This window comes from Pseudomonas peli (assembly GCF_050563605.1).
In the GTDB taxonomy this organism is placed as follows: domain Bacteria; phylum Pseudomonadota; class Gammaproteobacteria; order Pseudomonadales; family Pseudomonadaceae; genus Aquipseudomonas; species Aquipseudomonas peli_A.
Genome location: NZ_JBNXUH010000007.1, coordinates 87396 through 102648 on the forward strand (window position 1 = coordinate 87396; position 15253 = coordinate 102648).

The window sequence follows — 15253 nt, forward strand, 5'->3', positions numbered from 1 at the left end:
GCAACCGACCTTTAGCGGCAGAGGGGCAAAGCAAACAGCTGCGCCCCCAGCCAGCCGGCCAGGTACACACCCAGGCCGAACACCAGGTGCGTAACCAACGCACGCAGTCTGATCTGCCAGGGGTTGGGCATGCGTGAGGCTGCCAGGCCCATACCGAATGCCGGTTGCATCAGCAACAACGGCGCGGCCACGCTGACAACACCAAGCAGCAGTGCCGGTAGCAGAGTCGGCCGGCACAGCCACTGCGGCCCGACTAGCGCCACAAACAGGCCGACAAAGGCCACGCCGATCAGGTAATGGCAGCACCAGCCCAGCAGCCGCTCGCCGCGTACCGGTTGCGCCTTGCCGATGGCCGCATGCTGGAAGCGGCCATGGCGCATATGCCCGAGCCAGCGGCCGACCATGGCATAGTCCAACGAGGCAATGCCGAACAAGCGTCGCCGCGCCAGCGCCCAGGCATCCATCAGCAGCGTTGCGCCCACGCCAACCAACAGCACGTACAGGATCAATTGACTGTTCATATCCACCTCTTTTGCTTTGTCTGAAAGGCTGTTTTCATAAGCCTGCCAGTTCAAGTCAACTTGAGGTCAAGGATGAAAGAGATGGATATCGGCAAAGTCTCGCGCTGGTCCGGTCTACCGGCGTCGACACTGCGCTATTACGAAGAAAAAGGCCTGATCCGCTCCATCGGCCGCAACGGCCTCAAGCGGGTGTTCAGCGAATCGGTAATCCAGCGCCTGGCACTGATCGCGCTCGGCCGTGAGGCGGGGTTTTCCCTGGATGAAATCGCCACCATGCTCGCCGCAGGCTCTCAGCCCGCGATTGATCGCGCGCAACTGCAGGCCAAGGCCGACGAGCTGGACCGCAGCATCAAACGCCTCAGCGCCATCCGCGACGGCCTGCGCCACGCGGCGTCCTGCCCAGCGGAAAACCACCTGCAATGTCCGAAGTTCCAGCACCTCATGAGCCTGGCCGCCCGCACCACAGCCAGAACCAGGGTTCACCCGCCGATCAAATAACGAAGTCGATCAGCATTGCCGCCCTTACGGCGCGCCAAACAGCGCCGTCCAGTAAATGCCCGCGTCGCTCTTGGGATCGTTGGCGTAGGCGGCGCCCAGTTCGCTGAATTGCGGGTTCATCAGGTTGGCGCAGTGGCTGGGGCTGGCCAGCCAACCGTCGACCACTTTGCTGGCGCTATCCAGACCGGCGGCGATGTTCTCGCCAACGCGCTGGCCGCTGTAGCCGGCCAACTCTGCGCGGTCGCCAGGGGTGCGGCCGTCAGGGTCCTGGTGATCGAAGAAGTTGCCGTTGGCCATGGCCCGGCTGTGGGCTTCGGCGGTGCTGCCCAGGGTGGCATTCCAAACCAGCGGCGCGGCGGCGGCAAAGGCTTGGCCGCCGCACTGGCGTGCCGTACCGCGCGCGCTGTTGAGTTGTTCGAGCAGCTTCTGCCCTTCCGCCTGCCAGTCGCCCAGGCGCGCAGCCAATAACGGCCGGGCCAGCAGAATGCGCCATTCGCGGTCCTGCTGCTTGACGCCGATATCGACGAATTGCGGATCGAGCACGATCTTGCAGAAGCTCTCCTGCAGCACCTTCAGCGCCGCCGCCGCATCACGCGGCCCGGACAGGCTGATGGCCTGCACGTTAACCATCGGATAGCCCGCCGCACTCATCGCCTGCTGCAAATCCCCCGAGCGACCAACCGGTTGCACCAGGCGCGGATCGGCCGTCAGCGGCGGCAGCTCGGCGGAAGCCTGATCGCCACAGCGCTGCACTTCGCTGCGGTAGCTGTTGATCAAGCCAACCAGTTGCGCATCCTCGGCGGCCTGCGCACCTGCAGCGCACACCAGCGCCAACCCCAAAGCGGCGAACGCCCGAATAAATTCCTTGCTAGCCATAACCCCCCTCGACCTGAACATGCCCATCGGCGTGCCCACAACTGTGTTCGGGTGATCTTGGCGCACCTCGCGCGCTGAAACCAGCCCAATGCGCAGGCAGCGCAACTGGCGAATTCGGCGGCAGAACTCAAACGTAAGGGCTTAGCAGGCCGTTGAAAAACGTTGGCGAGGCAGCCAGCGCAAGGCAAAAACAGGCGAAAAAGCGGAGTTTACTGGTTGTAAATGAGCATTTTGAGCCTGTTTTTAACGCCGCGATGGCAACGCAGGTAGTTTTTCAACAGCCTGCTAGACGTAGATGCTGACGCCGCCTCTAGCCTGCAACCAGTCGCGGTAGGTGGTCAGCGAGTCGGTCTGCTGGTCGCCGTTGTAGCCAACAAAGCTGTCGGTCTTGTCCAGGCCGGCATCGACCAACTTGTTGATCTGCGCCAGCAGCTTGGCGGCGTCTTCGCGGTCCAGATCGGCGACATCCGGCAGGGCAATTTTCGAAGTATCGCTCTCCGGCTCAGCCGCCGGGCGAAAGCGATCACTGGCAATCGCGTTGCTGGCACCGCTGCTCTCGGCATTCATCGCGCGCAGCAGGCCGCCGCGGCTGTTGGCCACCATGCCGCTGGCAAAGCGGCGAATCTCCGCAAGCGGGTCTGGCGCGCTGGTGTTCGGTTTGTCCGTACTGCTGCCACTGCCTGCAGCCCCAGCCGTGCTGGGTTTGGCGGTGTTAGCGAAGTAGCTCGCCAGCGGCGAGTTGTTGGAAATACTGGTCATGGCGAATCCCTGCATAGGTCAGCTGGCAGGCATTTCTGCAGAATATGGGCCAACCACCTGCAGGCCAGTAAAACCGGGCTTTTCCGTCCATTCAGCCTTGAGCGCAGAGGAAACGCTTTGCCGCCGCTGGCAGGCTGTTGCCGCTGGCAGGCAGCGCACAACTTAGTGAGGCCCTGAAACGACAGCGCCCCCGCAGAAATCTGCGGGGGCGCGTGTAGTGGGTAGATGGGCAGCCAGGCTGGCCGGCTGCCCGTGGCGTTTATCTAGACCGCGCGCAGACGTTCCTCGGCAAGGAAGTCCTCTTCCAACAGTGCGTCCTGACCGGGAATATCGCTGGCCTCATCGGCGTGCAGTGGCGTGACGCGCTTGCTGCGCAGTTTGCCGAATTGATGCTCAAGGGCGTGGTGCAGTTTTTCGATGGAGCCGTCGATGGCCTGTTCCAGTGACTCGGCCTTGTGGGTGACGGAAATAGGTTGCAGGCCCTTTGGCCGTGCTTCGATCTGGCAGCGTTTGTCGTGCGCGCCGGCTTTGGCGCCGTTGTCGTCATGCAGATGGACAACGATGCGGGTCAACTCGTCATCGAAGCGCTCCAGCTTGCTGGCAACACTGGCACTCACCCACTCAACCAGACGAGCACTGCCTTCGATGTGGTTATCGCTGTGAACTTGGATTTGCATAAAGCTTTCCTTCTTCAACTGTTCGCGAAAGCGTCGCCAAGCAAGGCGACGACTCCAGCCTACGCCACTAAGCCCCCCTTTAGGCAAGCCCTAAGACGTTGGTCGTAGCCACAAATCTGCAACGCACCCGCCGGCAATTCGCTACAAGCCTTATGCCCCGTGAGTTACAAGACTACGGCTGCAAATCAAACAAAATCTTTCCGCTTTCCATATCACCCGGCATGGAGAAATGTTCGTGGGCGATCAACCATTGCCCACCCTGCAGGCGGAAACACTGGCTTACACGCATCCAGCTGCTGTGCATTTCGCCCTTGTCATCGGTGCCACCACAGTGGAACAGGTAATGCGCCACAGCCAGTTCGCCACTGAGCAGAAAGCTCGGCTGATGGATCTCGAACAAGCCCGGGCCGGGACACATTTCCATGCAGACCTGCCAATGCGCCTGATAGGCCGCACGGCCCTGGAACCGTAGCGGGCCAATGGCGTCGTAAGCCACAACATCCTCGGCGTAGTGGCTCATGATGCGGCTGACATCCTTGGATCGGCAGGCGGCGGCCCAGGAGTCCAGTTGCTGTTGAATCTGTGCTTGGGCGTTGCTCATGGTCGTGCTCCTTGTGCTTATTTCTGGGTCGAGGCGCAGCAGGCATGCGCCGCTGCCGGTTGCTGGTATTCGTCGTGCAGGCGGGTCCAGTGCATGCCCTTGCCGTCCAAATCGGGCATGCCGTCCCAACCCTCGCCACGACCAAAGGGCGTGAGGTCGAGGTAGTGGAAGCTGCTCATCAGCATTTCCAGACCACGGCCGTAACTGGAGTAGCAGTGATAAACCTGCGCACCGTCGCGCAGAAATACGCTGACCCCGGGCTGCTCGCCCTGCACGTGGTAATTCAGGCCCAGTCGCTCTAACTCGGCCTTGTCACGGTAGTTGTATTCCACCGGGGCGACCTGTTCGTCAGTGGTGGCGTGGTAGTCGTAGTTGAACGCGCTGCCCAGCGAGGAATACCAGGGCAAGTTCCAACCCATGCGCCGCTGAAACGCCTGCAGATCGGCCAATGGCGCGCGGGAAACCAGCACCAGGGTGGTGTCGCGGGCATGCAGGTGGGCCTGATGGCCGATATTGTCGACCACGCAGGAACAACCGTCGCAGCCCTCGCCGCGGTCCATGTGGTACATGAAGTGGTAGATGATCAGCTGGCTGCGCCCGGCGAACAGATCGGCCAGACCCAGCTCACCTTCAGGCCCCTGAAAACGGTAATCGGCCTCGACCTTGACCATCGGCAGCTGGCGGCGCTCGACGTTCAGCGCATCACGCTGCTGGGTCAGCGCCTTCTCTTTGGCCAGCAAGGCCTTGCGGGCAATCAGCCACTGCTCACGGCTGGCAATCTTGGGGTATTCAGGACGACTCATATGCAGTGCTCCTTTTCCGTTGCTTGATCAACGCTGGCGCGTGCGCTCTAGACCTGCAGCTCGCGCACCGGGCGGACTTCCACACAACCGACGCGCGCCGCCGGAATATGCCCGGCCAGTTGAATGGCTTCGTTAAGATCACGGGCTTCAACCAGATAAAACCCAGCCAGCTGTTCCTTGGTCTCGGCAAACGGCCCGTCGATGATCGACAGCTTGCCGCCGCGCATGCGCACCGTGGTGGCGGTCTGCACCGACTCCAGCGCTTCGGCGGCGAGCATGCGGCCGCTTTCCGCTACCGACTCGGCATAGGCGAAACACTCCTCGTCACGCGGGCTGTCGGGCGAGTTATGCAGCTCATGCTCGTTGCTGTAGACCAGGCACAGGTATTTCATGGCGTTCTCCGGTGGTGTGGCGCGGTTACTGACTAATCGAATGGCGCGATGCTGAATCGACAGCACCTCACAAAATATTTTCAGGCCCGACCAACGGTAGCCAAGCTGCGCTTATCCGCCAGGCAGATGACGGCTTAGCCGGTCGGCAATTCGTCCAGGCGCATCTGCAGAAACTGCCGATCAGCGCCCTGCTGCGCCAGTTGCAATGCCCGCTGATAGGCATCGCGCGCAGGTTCAACGCGGCCCAGGCGGCGATTGAGGTCGGCGCTGGCGGCGTGGGCCAGGTGGTAATCGGCCAGTTCGCCGCTGGCCAGCAGCGCGTCGATCAGCGCTAGGCCGGCCTCGGGACCTTGCTGCATGGCCACCGCCACGGCGCGATTAAGCTCGATCACCGGTGATGGATTCAGACGCAGCAAAGCGTCGTAAAGCCCGACGATCTGCGCCCAGTCGGTCTGCTCGGCGTGGGCAGCTTCGGCATGCACAGCGGCAATCGCGGCTTGCAGGGTGTAAGGGCCGAAACGCCGCGAATGCAGAGCCTGCAGCACCAGCGCGTCGCCTTCGGCGATCAACGCGCGGTCCCACTGGCTGCGGTCCTGCGCCTCCAACAGCACCACTTCGCCGCTGGCCGAGCTGCGCGCACTGCGCCGCGACTCGTGCAGCAGCATCAGCGCCAGCAGGCCCTGCACTTCCGGCTCGGGCAGCAGTTCCAACAGCAGACGCGCCAGGCGAATGGCCTCATCGGACAGGTGCGCGCGGGTCAGCGAGTCGCCGGAGCTGGCGAAATAGCCTTCGTTGAAAACCAGGTAGATCACCCGCAATACGGCATCCAGGCGCTCGGGCAGCTCGCTGCGTCCGGGCACTTCATAGGGGATGCGTGCATCACGAATCTTCGCCTTGGCGCGAACGATGCGCTGGGCCAGGGTGGCGGGTGTAGTGAGAAAGGCGCGGGCGATTTCCTCGGTGCCCAGATCGCAGACTTCACGCAGGGTCAGGGCCACTTGGGCATCGCTGGCCAGCGCCGGGTGGCAGCAGGTGAAGATCAGCCGCAGGCGGTCGTCTTCGAGCAGCTCGCCCTCGTCCAGCGGTGCGTCATCGGCCAACTCAACGTGGTCATCCAGCGGCTGGAAACGCCGCTGTCGACGCAAGTTATCGATAGACTTGAAGCGCCCCGCCGACACCAGCCAGGCTCGCGGATTGGCCGGCACACCGCTCTGCGGCCACTGCTCCATGGCCGCGCGAAAGGCTTCGTGCAGCGCTTCCTCGGCCAGGTCGAAATCGCCCAGCAGACGGATCAGGGTGGCCAGCACGCGGCGCGATTCATCGCGGTAGAGCTGCGCCAGCAGAGCCGGCAAGGCGGCAGAATGGTCCATTGCATTGCACTCCATAACGGCAGTGGTTGCGCGATACTCCCCTGCCGCGCAACCAGAACCGTTTCACCCTACCGCATTAGGCGCACTTCAGCTTTTCAACCGATAACCGGTTTTGAAGATAAAGCCCACGGCCAGGATGCACAGCAGCAGAAAGCCGAGAATCATCGCCAGGCTCAGGCCGACGTTGACGTCGGAGACGCCATAGAAACTCCAGCGGAACGCGCTGATCAGGTACACCACCGGGTTGAACAGGGTCACCGTCTGCCAGGCCGGTGGCAGCATGCTGATCGAGTAGAACGCCCCGCCCAAAAAGGTCAGCGGCGTGACGATCAGCGCCGGCACCACCTGCAGCTTCTCCCAGCCATCGGCCCAAACGCCGATGATGAAGCCGAACAGGCTGAAGGTCAGCGCGGTCAGCACCAGAAACGCCAGCATCCACAGCGGGTGGAGAATCTCGAAATCGACGAACAGCCGCGCGGTAATCAGAATCACCAAGCCGAGAATGATCGACTTGGTGGCCGCCGCGCCAACATAGCCGATGAGGATTTCCAGGTAGGACACCGGCGCCGACAGTAGCTCGTAGATGCTCCCCGAATACTTGGGCATGTAGATGCCGAACGAGGCGTTGGAAATGCTCTCGGTCAGCAGCGCCAGCATGATCAGCCCTGGCACGATAAACGCGCCGTAACTGACGCCCTGCACCTGGGTCATGCTCGAGCCGATGGCCGAACCGAACACCACGAAATACAGCGAAGTGCTGATTACAGGGGTGGCGATGCTCTGCAACAAGGTGCGCCAGGTGCGCGCCAGTTCGAACAGGTAGATGGCACGGATTGCGTAGAAATTCATGCGCGCGACTCCTTGACCAAAGACACAAAGATTTCTTCCAGCGAACTCTGGCTGGACTGCAAATCCTTGAAGTCGATGCCGTGCTGGGCGAGGTCCTTGAGCAATTCGGCGATGCCGGTGTGCTCGCTCTGGGTGTCAAAGGTGAACACTAGGGCATGGCCCTCGTCGCTCAGCTCCAGCGGGTAACGCGCCAGCTCGGCGGGGATGCTCGCCAGGGGCTGTTGCAGCTGCAGGGTCAGCTGTTTCTTGCCGAGCTTGTGCATCAGCGCCTGCTTGTCTTCCACCAGAATGATCCGGCCTTTGCTGATCACCCCGATGCGGTCGGCCATTTCCTCGGCCTCCTCGATGTAGTGGGTGGTGAGGATGATGGTCACGCCACGCTCACGCAGGCGGCGCACCATGTTCCACATATCGCGGCGCAGCTCGACGTCGACACCGGCGGTGGGCTCATCGAGAAACAGAATCTGCGGCTCGTGGCTCAACGCCTTGGCGATCATCACCCGGCGCTTCATGCCGCCGGACAACTCGAAAATCTTCGCGTCACGCTTGTCCCACAGCGACAGGTCCTTGAGCAGCTGCTCCAGATAGGCCGGATTGGGTTTCTTGCCGAACAGGCCACGGCTGAACTTCACTGTCGCCCAGACGGTTTCGAACACATCGCTGACCAGCTCCTGCGGCACCAGGCCGATCTGCGAGCGCGAGGCGCGGTAATCCTTGATGATGTCCTTGCCGCCCACCAGCACCCGCCCGCCGCCTGGATTGACGATGCCGCAGATGATGCTGATCAGGGTGGTCTTGCCTGCACCATTGGGGCCGAGCAGCGCAAAGATCTCGCCCTGGCGAATATCCAGATTGATGTCCTGCAGCGCCGGATGGCCGCTGGCGTAGGTCTTGCTCAGCTGTTGAATCGAGATCACCGCTTGCACAGAACCTCCTGCTCTGGGGAAAAGCGCAATTGTAGGGAAGTTGGCCGGGCTTGCGGAAATGCTGATGCAGCAACCTGGCTGATTTTCCAGGCCAACGTTGAGCTACAGCGGATGCGGCTGCTAGGCTGGACCTGGTTTTACCCAGACAAGGAAATAGACCATGGCTCTTCGTCACCACCTCGCCAGCCTCAGCCTGCTCGCCCTGCTGGCCGGTTGCAGCTTACAGCCGCCGGCGCAACAAACCGCCGAAATCACTGGCGATTGCAGCGTCGAAAACCTGCAAGGCGTGCTCGGCCAGAATGCCAGCGCCGAGCTGATCCAGCAGGTGCAGCAACAGGCCAACGCCAAGACCCTGCGCGTGCTCGCCCCCGGCGACGCCGCCACCATGGATTACAACCCGCAGCGCCTGAACATCGATATCGATGAAAGCGAAGTGATCATTCGCCTGACCTGCGGGTAAACCATCGCTGAAACGCAAACGCGTCGCGCCAGGTTCTTAGTAACGGTAACTGCCGGCAACGATGGCCGCTTGCAGCTCGCGGGTCAGTGGCACATAGCGGTCAGCACCGGGCAGCCAGGCATACAGCGGATCGCTGCAGCGATCGAGGTTATAGGCTTGCTCCTTCAGCGGCGCTTTCTTGTGTTTGAAGGTACCGGTGGTTTCCATTTCCGCACTCAAGCGCAAAAACAGCGGCACGGCGTAGGCCGGCAGTTCCTGGCGCAAATGTGTGAGCAGGGCCTGAAAGTCAAAATCCTCCGGCGCACAGGCCAGACGGATGCAGGCCATACCGGCGCGGCCGTTGGTGTTGGGCACCTCGACGCCATAGACCACGGTCTCGCTGACCTCGGCAACGCCATCCAGCACCGCTTCGACCTGGGTGGTGGAGACGTTCTCGCCCTTCCAGCGGAAGGTATCACCCAGGCGGTCGACAAACTGCGCATGGCGAAAGCCCATGTCGCGCATCAGGTCGCCAGTGTTGAACCAGGCGTCACCCGGCTCGAATACATCGCGCAGGATGCAGCGCTCGGTGTCGCGCGCATTGGTGTAACCGTGGAACGGCGACTTATCGGTGATCTTGCCCAGCAGCAGGCCAGCCTCGCCCTTTGCCACACGCTGCAGGTGGCCGTTCTCGCGCAGCGGCGCCTCGCGCTCCTGGTCGTAGCGGACGATGGCGTAGGGATAAGGCGAGAAGCCCACGGTGTTGTCGAGATTGAGCAGGTTGGTAAAGCCGATGTTGCCCTCACTGGAGGCATACAGCTCGACCACCCGCTCGACCGCGAAGCGCTGCTTGAAGGCCTGCCAGATGCTCGGGCGCAGGCCGTTGCCGACCATCACGCGGATCGGATTGGTAGCGTCGCTGGGGCGCACCGGCTGGTCGAGCAGGTAACGGCACAGCTCGCCGACGTAGCCGAAGGCGGTCGCCCGATGCCGCTCCACTTCATCCCAGAAACGGCTGGCGCTGAACTTGCGCACCATGATCAGCGCCGCCTGGCCGGCCAGCACCGAGCCCCAGCACACCACCATGGCGGTGCCGTGATAGAACGGCAAGCTGACGTACATGCGGTCCTCGCGGCCCAGGCGCACGGCAGCGAAACCGAAGGCCCCGTAGCCCTTCATAAAGCGCCCGTGGTTGAACACCACGGCTTTCGGCAGGCCGGTGGTGCCGGAGGTGTAGATATAGAAACAGGGGTCGTCGGCGCGTACTGCGCGTTCCAGCAACGGCGCATCGACGGGATAGTCGTGCAGCACGGCGGCCGGATGCTGCCAGCCTGCGGGGGCCTCGCCGGGATCGCGCCAGGTTGGGCGGTCGGCAAAGTAGTGGCAGGCATCGGCGGGCAGCGCCACCTCCGCCGCGACTTCCGTGAAAGCATCCAGCAGCTCCTCGCCCACCAGCACCATGCGCGGTGATGCCAGGCTGATGCTGTGGGCCAGCACGCGGCCGCGCTGGCTGCTGTTGATCAGCGCGCTGACCGCACCGAGCTTGGCACAGGCGACAACCCCGGCGAGCAGCTCGAAGCGGTTCTCGAACATCAGCGCCACGCTGTCGCCCTGGCGCAGACCCTGAGCACGCAGGTAGTGCGCCAGCTGGTTAACCCAGCGGTCGAACTCGGCGTAGGTAAGTTGTTCGTCGCCCTGGATCAGCGCCACGCCGTGCGGGTTATCGCGCGCGGCCTCCTCGATACAGCTGGCCAGGCTGACGGGGTAATCGCCACGGCTGCGGTTGCCAATATGCAGCCCCTTGACGATAGCAGGCAGGTCGACAAGCAGCCGCGGCAAGCGAGACAGCAGGCGCGGCAAGGTGATCAGGTCAGCATGATTCATGGTGCAGGACTCCAGGCGGTGCGAGGCACTCGTTGTTGTTTGCCGGTCAATCTAGTCAGTCAGCGCCATGCTGTTAATAGCCTGGGGTTGCATCACCATGGCAATTTGTCTCAGCGGCGGCGCACAATCGAACTCCCTCTGGCTGGAACAAGGATTGCCCATGCTGCCGGTACACACGCCTAGCGCGACCGCCTCACAGTTGCTCGATCTGTACCTGTCGCTGCAGGGGTTCGCCCTGGTCGGCCCGGACGATCTGCAGGTGCTGGGCGTCGAGCTGGAACAGCTGAAGAACCTGGAAATGCGCGTACCGGTGCGCTGGGCATTGCAGCTCTGGCAGCGCGCGGCTAGCCGTGGCGCGTGTGCGGAGATCGGCCTGCTGGTCGGCCAGCAGCGCGGCCTGCACACCCGCGGGCCGGTTGCCCACTTGGCCGCGCAGAGCGCTACGCTGGGCGAGGCCATTGAACTGTTTCGCCGCTATATCCCGGTCATGAGCGAGGGCGAGAACCTGCGCGTCGAGTCATCTGGCGGGCGGGTGCGTATCCACTTCCTGTTCAACGCGCCGCTGCTCGGCCACGCCGTCGTCTGCGAACACAGCATCAGCTCAGCGCTGTGCTGGGCGCGCCAGCTCACGGGGGTGAGACTGATGCCGCAGGCCGTGGGTTTCCGCCATGCGCCGCTGGCGGCACCGGCGATCTATCGACAGGTATTCGGAGTACCGCCACGCTTCGCCGAGGGATTCGATTACCTGGATCTGCTGGAGAGTGATCTGCTACTGCCGGTGCCTGGGGCCAATGCCTATCTCAAAGGGCTGATGCAGCAACGCGTGAGTGCCATGCAGGCCCAGCTGCCGGCGCAGCACAGTACCCGCCTGCAGGTGCTGCAGCTGATCGAACAGAGCCTGCTCAGTGGTGAACTGTCGGCAGAGGGCGTGGCGCGGCATCTGGGTATCAGCCGGCAAACCCTGCATCGCCACCTGCGCGAGGAAGACTGCTGCTTCTCCGAACTACTGACTCAAGTACGCCGCCAGCATGCACTGCAACGTCTGCAGCAACCGGATTGCCGGATCGAGGCGCTCAGCCGCGAACTGGGCTTCAGCGAGCCGAGTGCCTTCTACAAGGCCTTCAAAGGTTGGTACGGCCTGTCGCCCAAGGCCTACCAGCAGCACGCCGGCAGCGAGCCGACAGATTTAACTAAGCCAGGCAGACCGGGCATACTGGCGCACCCGTAAGCAAGTCGGCCGCCCGTTCCCATGCGTATTCACGTCACCTTTATCGACCGCGTTGGTATCACCCAGGAAGTGCTGGCCCTGCTCGGCGGGCGCAATCTCAACCTGGATGCGGTGGAGATGGTGCCGCCCAACGTCTATATCGACGCGCCAACCCTGAGCCCCGAGGTGCTCGACGAGCTACGCGAGGCGCTGTTCAAGGTGCGTGGCGTGCAGGCGGTAACCATTGTCGACATCCTCCCCGGCCAGCGCCGCCATCTGCAGCTCGACGCCCTGCTTGCGGCCATGACCGACCCGGTATTGGCGGTCGACAGCCAGGGCCGCGTGTTGCTGGCCAACCCGGCGCTGATCGAACTCTGTGGCCAACAGCCTGATGGTCTGGGTATTGGTGAGCTATTCGCCGACAACGACCTGCACCAGGCGCTGCTCGACCAAGGTTTTCGTCTGCCGATGCGCGAAGTCACCCTCAAGGGCCAGGCCCTGCTGCTGGATGCGCAACCGATCACCGAAGGCGTAGACGGCGGCGCACGCCATCTGGCCGGCGGCCTGCTCAGCCTCTACGCACCGAGCCGCATCGGCGAACGCCTGGCGGCGCTGCACCATGATCACGCCGAGGGTTTTGACTCGCTACTCGGCGATTCCGCACCGATTCGCAACCTGAAAACCCGCGCCCAGCGCGTTGCAACCCTGGATGCGCCGCTGCTGATCCAGGGTGAAACCGGCACCGGCAAGGAATTGGTGGCGCGAGCCTGTCACGCCATCAGCACGCGGCGCACCGCGCCGTTTCTTGCGTTGAACTGCGCGGCATTGCCGGAGAACCTCGCCGAAAGCGAGCTGTTCGGCTACGCCCCCGGCGCCTTTACCGGCGCCCAGCGCGGCGGCAAGCCGGGGCTGCTGGAGCTGGCCAACCAGGGCACAGTGTTTCTCGATGAAATCGGCGAGATGTCGCCCTATTTGCAGGCAAAGCTGCTGCGCTTTTTAAGCGACGGCAGCTTCCGTCGGGTCGGCGGGCAGAGCGAGGTCAAGGTCAATGTGCGCATCCTCAGCGCCACCCACCGCGACCTGGAAAAGATGGTCGGCGAAGGCGCATTCCGTGAGGATCTGTTCTATCGCCTCAACGTGCTCAACCTGGAAGTGCCGCCGCTGCGCGAGCGCGGCCAGGACATCCTGCTGCTGGCGCGGCACTTTATGCAGCAGGCCTGCGCGCAGATCCAGCGCCTGCCCTGCCGCCTGACGCCGGACACCTACCCGGCGCTGCTGGGCAACCGTTGGCCGGGCAATGTGCGTCAGTTGCAGAACGTGATCTTCCGCGCGGCGGCGATCTGCGAAAGCAATCTGGTGCAGATCGATGATCTGGATATCGCCGGCACCGCAGTGGCCGCACAGCAAGCCGATGGCGAAGTCAGCAGCCTGGAAGCGGCAGTAGACCAGTTCGAAAAAGCCCTGCTGGAAAAGCTCTATCCCAGCCATCCCTCGACCCGGCAACTGGCGACCCGTCTGCACACCTCGCACAGCGCGATTGCCATGCGCCTGCGCAAATACGGGATTCCGGGCAAGAGTTAAACTCTGCGGTCAAAAGCTGCCGTGGCGCCCCGTGCCACCCTTGAAGCGCTGCGCACCGGCCTGGGTTTCACCACTGGCGACCACCGTCATACCGCCGACAAACTCATTAGCCATGGCCTGGGTAAACGGCAAGTCCCACTGCGCATAGGCGCTGGCGCGATCAGCCAGCATGCAGCGTTGCGGGAAGCCGGCGATCTCCAGCGCCAACTGCTGGGCGGCGGCCAAGGCAGTGCCGGCTGCGACTACACGGTTGACCAGGCCCATGCTCAGCGCCTCACCGGCCAATACCGGGCGGCCGGTGAGGATCAGGTCCAGCGCGCGGCCCTGACCAATAATCCGTGGTAACCGCACGGTGCCGCCGTCGATCAGCGGCACGCCAAAACGTCGACAGAACACTCCCAGTACGGCGTTATCGGCCATCACCCGCAGATCGGCGAGCAGCGCCAGCTCCAGCCCACCAGCCACCGCATGGCCTTCGATCGCGGCAATCAGCGGTTTGCTCAGCTGCATGCGACTCGGCCCCATCGGTCCGTCACCCTCGGCTTCCAGGCGATTGGCGCGCTCAGCGCCTGCGGCCACCGCGCCCAGATCAGCGCCCGCACAGAAGGTCCCGCCAGCCCCTGCCAACACCGCCACCCGCGCCTGCTCGTCCGCTTCAAAGGCACGCAAGGCAGCGGCCAGCGCCTCGGCAGTCGGCCGATCAACCGCGTTGCGCACCTCGACGCGGTTGATGATCAAGGTGGTGACCGGGCCGTTCTTTTCGATGATGACGCGCATAACCTGCTCCCTAAAAAGCCAAAGGCCGGCATTTAGCCGGCCTTCACCTTAAAGCCCTGTGCGGTGGAAATCAGCCTGCTGACCGATCTCCCCGCCAGAGTGGCGCAATCAGAGGGCGAACTTCTGCAGGTTGGCCATCATCTCTTTTAGCGCTTCGAGGTTGTCTGCCGGATGGGCCGCGCCTTCAAAGTCGCAGATCTGCGCGAAGTTGGCCGCCACATCTTCCGGGCTGTAGCCTTCACGCGGATCGAAGCCGGCACCCAGGCTGCGCTCCCAACGCACTTTGCCCATCCAGCCGCCACCAACTTCGAACAGGCCGGAGGTTTCTTCGCAGGCGCTGCTCGCCAGGTACACCACCAGCGGGCTGACCAGCTCAGGCTTGAGCTGGTCGAACACCTGCGGCGGGATCAAGCCTTCGGTCATGCGCGTGCCGCCGGTAGGGGCAATGGCGTTGACCAGGATGTTGTTCTTGCGCCCTTCGATGGCCAGGGTGCGGGTCAGGCCATACAGGCCGAGCTTGGCCATGCCGTAGTTAGACTGGCCAAAGTTACCGTAGATGCCCGAAGTGGACGCGGTGAAGATGATGCGGCCATAGCCCTGCTCGCGCATATGCGGCCAGGCGGCGCGGGTGACCTTGTAGGCACCCTCGACGTGGACTTTGTAAACCAGGTCCCAGTCGGAGTCTTCCATCTTGTGGAAGGTCTTGTCGCGCAGGATCCCGGCGTTGTTCACCACCACATCGATACGGCCAAAGGTATCCAGTGCGCACTGCACGATCTTCTCGCCGTCGGTCACCGAGTCGTGGTTGGCCACGGCCGTGCCGCCCGCCGCGCGGATTTCCTCAACCACCTTATCCGCCGCCGAGGCATTGGCGCCTTCCCCGTGGGTGCTGCCGCCCAAGTCATTCACCACCACCTTGGCACCGTGTTTGGCGAACAGCAGCGCATGAGCGCGGCCCAGACCACCACCGGCCCCGGTGACGATTACAACCTGATCTTGAAAACGGATGGCGTCGCTCATGCAGCATTCCTCGGCAGATTAACAATACCCTGAGTGTCCAGCAGACGTGCTCTGGTCACAATAGACACGAGCA

The 15253-nt window shown here is 63.0% G+C and carries 17 protein-coding genes; 4 read left to right on the forward strand and 13 right to left on the reverse strand.

All coding sequences use genetic code 11. The annotated features are described in order from the left end of the window. Positions 1–11: 11 nt before the first annotated feature. Positions 12–521 carry a DUF2938 domain-containing protein gene (locus ACQ4LH_RS10420; RefSeq protein ID WP_430697099.1) on the reverse strand — a complete coding sequence of 170 codons (510 nt, stop codon included), beginning with the start codon at positions 519–521 and terminating at the stop codon, positions 12–14. A 72-nt stretch (positions 522–593) separates the two neighbouring features. On the opposite strand from ACQ4LH_RS10420, the gene ACQ4LH_RS10425 reads away from it, so the two are divergent. Further along, complete coding sequence (locus ACQ4LH_RS10425; RefSeq protein ID WP_430697100.1) at positions 594–1019, forward strand: helix-turn-helix domain-containing protein; 426 nt, start codon at positions 594–596, stop codon at positions 1017–1019. Positions 1020–1043: 24 nt separating this feature from the next. Here ACQ4LH_RS10425 and ACQ4LH_RS10430 read toward each other — a convergent pair whose 3' ends face one another. From ACQ4LH_RS10430 to ACQ4LH_RS10470, 9 genes are all read right to left on the reverse strand, one after another. After that, on the reverse strand, positions 1044–1895 hold the full coding sequence (locus ACQ4LH_RS10430) for a CAP domain-containing protein (RefSeq protein ID WP_430697101.1): 852 nt from the start codon (positions 1893–1895) through the stop codon (positions 1044–1046). A gap of 285 nt (positions 1896–2180) precedes the next feature. Further along, positions 2181–2654, reverse strand: coding sequence for a hypothetical protein (locus ACQ4LH_RS10435; RefSeq protein WP_430697102.1), 474 nt, complete (start codon positions 2652–2654; stop codon positions 2181–2183). Positions 2655–2917: 263 nt separating this feature from the next. Then, positions 2918–3331, reverse strand: coding sequence for an HPF/RaiA family ribosome-associated protein (locus ACQ4LH_RS10440; protein ID WP_430697103.1), 414 nt, complete (start codon positions 3329–3331; stop codon positions 2918–2920). Between the two features lie 172 nt (positions 3332–3503). Beyond that, positions 3504–3932 carry a YybH family protein gene (locus ACQ4LH_RS10445; protein WP_430697104.1) on the reverse strand — a complete coding sequence of 143 codons (429 nt, stop codon included), beginning with the start codon at positions 3930–3932 and terminating at the stop codon, positions 3504–3506. Between the two features lie 17 nt (positions 3933–3949). Beyond that, positions 3950–4735 carry a DUF899 domain-containing protein gene (locus tag ACQ4LH_RS10450; RefSeq protein ID WP_430697105.1) on the reverse strand — a complete coding sequence of 262 codons (786 nt, stop codon included), beginning with the start codon at positions 4733–4735 and terminating at the stop codon, positions 3950–3952. Between the two features lie 47 nt (positions 4736–4782). Continuing rightward, on the reverse strand, positions 4783–5127 hold the full coding sequence (locus ACQ4LH_RS10455) for a YciI family protein (protein WP_160013537.1): 345 nt from the start codon (positions 5125–5127) through the stop codon (positions 4783–4785). A 134-nt stretch (positions 5128–5261) separates the two neighbouring features. Then, positions 5262–6497, reverse strand: a complete 1236-nt coding sequence (locus tag ACQ4LH_RS10460; RefSeq protein ID WP_430697106.1) for an RNA polymerase sigma factor — start codon at positions 6495–6497, stop codon at positions 5262–5264. 87 nt (positions 6498–6584) lie between these two features. Further along, positions 6585–7346, reverse strand: coding sequence for an ABC transporter permease (locus ACQ4LH_RS10465; protein ID WP_090375288.1), 762 nt, complete (start codon positions 7344–7346; stop codon positions 6585–6587). Continuing rightward, positions 7343–8272, reverse strand: coding sequence for an ABC transporter ATP-binding protein (locus ACQ4LH_RS10470; protein WP_430697107.1), 930 nt, complete (start codon positions 8270–8272; stop codon positions 7343–7345). The genes ACQ4LH_RS10465 and ACQ4LH_RS10470 overlap by 4 nt, the downstream gene beginning before the upstream one ends. Positions 8273–8432: 160 nt before the next feature. Between ACQ4LH_RS10470 and ACQ4LH_RS10475 the strand changes: the two genes are divergently transcribed. Continuing rightward, positions 8433–8732: an I78 family peptidase inhibitor gene (locus tag ACQ4LH_RS10475; RefSeq protein ID WP_430697108.1), complete on the forward strand. Its 300-nt coding sequence runs from the start codon at positions 8433–8435 to the stop codon at positions 8730–8732. Between the two features lie 36 nt (positions 8733–8768). On the opposite strand, the gene ACQ4LH_RS10480 is transcribed toward ACQ4LH_RS10475, so the two are convergent. Then, entirely contained in the window at positions 8769–10595 is a 1827-nt protein-coding gene (locus ACQ4LH_RS10480) for a long-chain-acyl-CoA synthetase (RefSeq protein ID WP_430697109.1), read from the reverse strand. Positions 10596–10755: 160 nt separating this feature from the next. Between ACQ4LH_RS10480 and ACQ4LH_RS10485 the strand changes: the two genes are divergently transcribed. Together ACQ4LH_RS10485 and ACQ4LH_RS10490 are read left to right on the forward strand one after the other, a co-directional pair. Next, positions 10756–11823, forward strand: a complete 1068-nt coding sequence (locus tag ACQ4LH_RS10485; protein ID WP_430697110.1) for an AraC family transcriptional regulator ligand-binding domain-containing protein — start codon at positions 10756–10758, stop codon at positions 11821–11823. 21 nt (positions 11824–11844) lie between these two features. After that, entirely contained in the window at positions 11845–13383 is a 1539-nt protein-coding gene (locus ACQ4LH_RS10490) for a sigma-54-dependent transcriptional regulator (RefSeq protein ID WP_430697111.1), read from the forward strand. A 9-nt stretch (positions 13384–13392) separates the two neighbouring features. Here ACQ4LH_RS10490 and ACQ4LH_RS10495 read toward each other — a convergent pair whose 3' ends face one another. Together ACQ4LH_RS10495 and ACQ4LH_RS10500 are read right to left on the reverse strand one after the other, a co-directional pair. Next, a complete protein-coding gene (locus tag ACQ4LH_RS10495; protein WP_430697112.1) occupies positions 13393–14160 on the reverse strand; it encodes a crotonase/enoyl-CoA hydratase family protein in 768 nt (255 codons plus the stop codon). A 108-nt stretch (positions 14161–14268) separates the two neighbouring features. Further along, positions 14269–15180 carry an SDR family oxidoreductase gene (locus ACQ4LH_RS10500; RefSeq protein ID WP_430697113.1) on the reverse strand — a complete coding sequence of 304 codons (912 nt, stop codon included), beginning with the start codon at positions 15178–15180 and terminating at the stop codon, positions 14269–14271. Positions 15181–15253 lie beyond the last annotated feature (73 nt).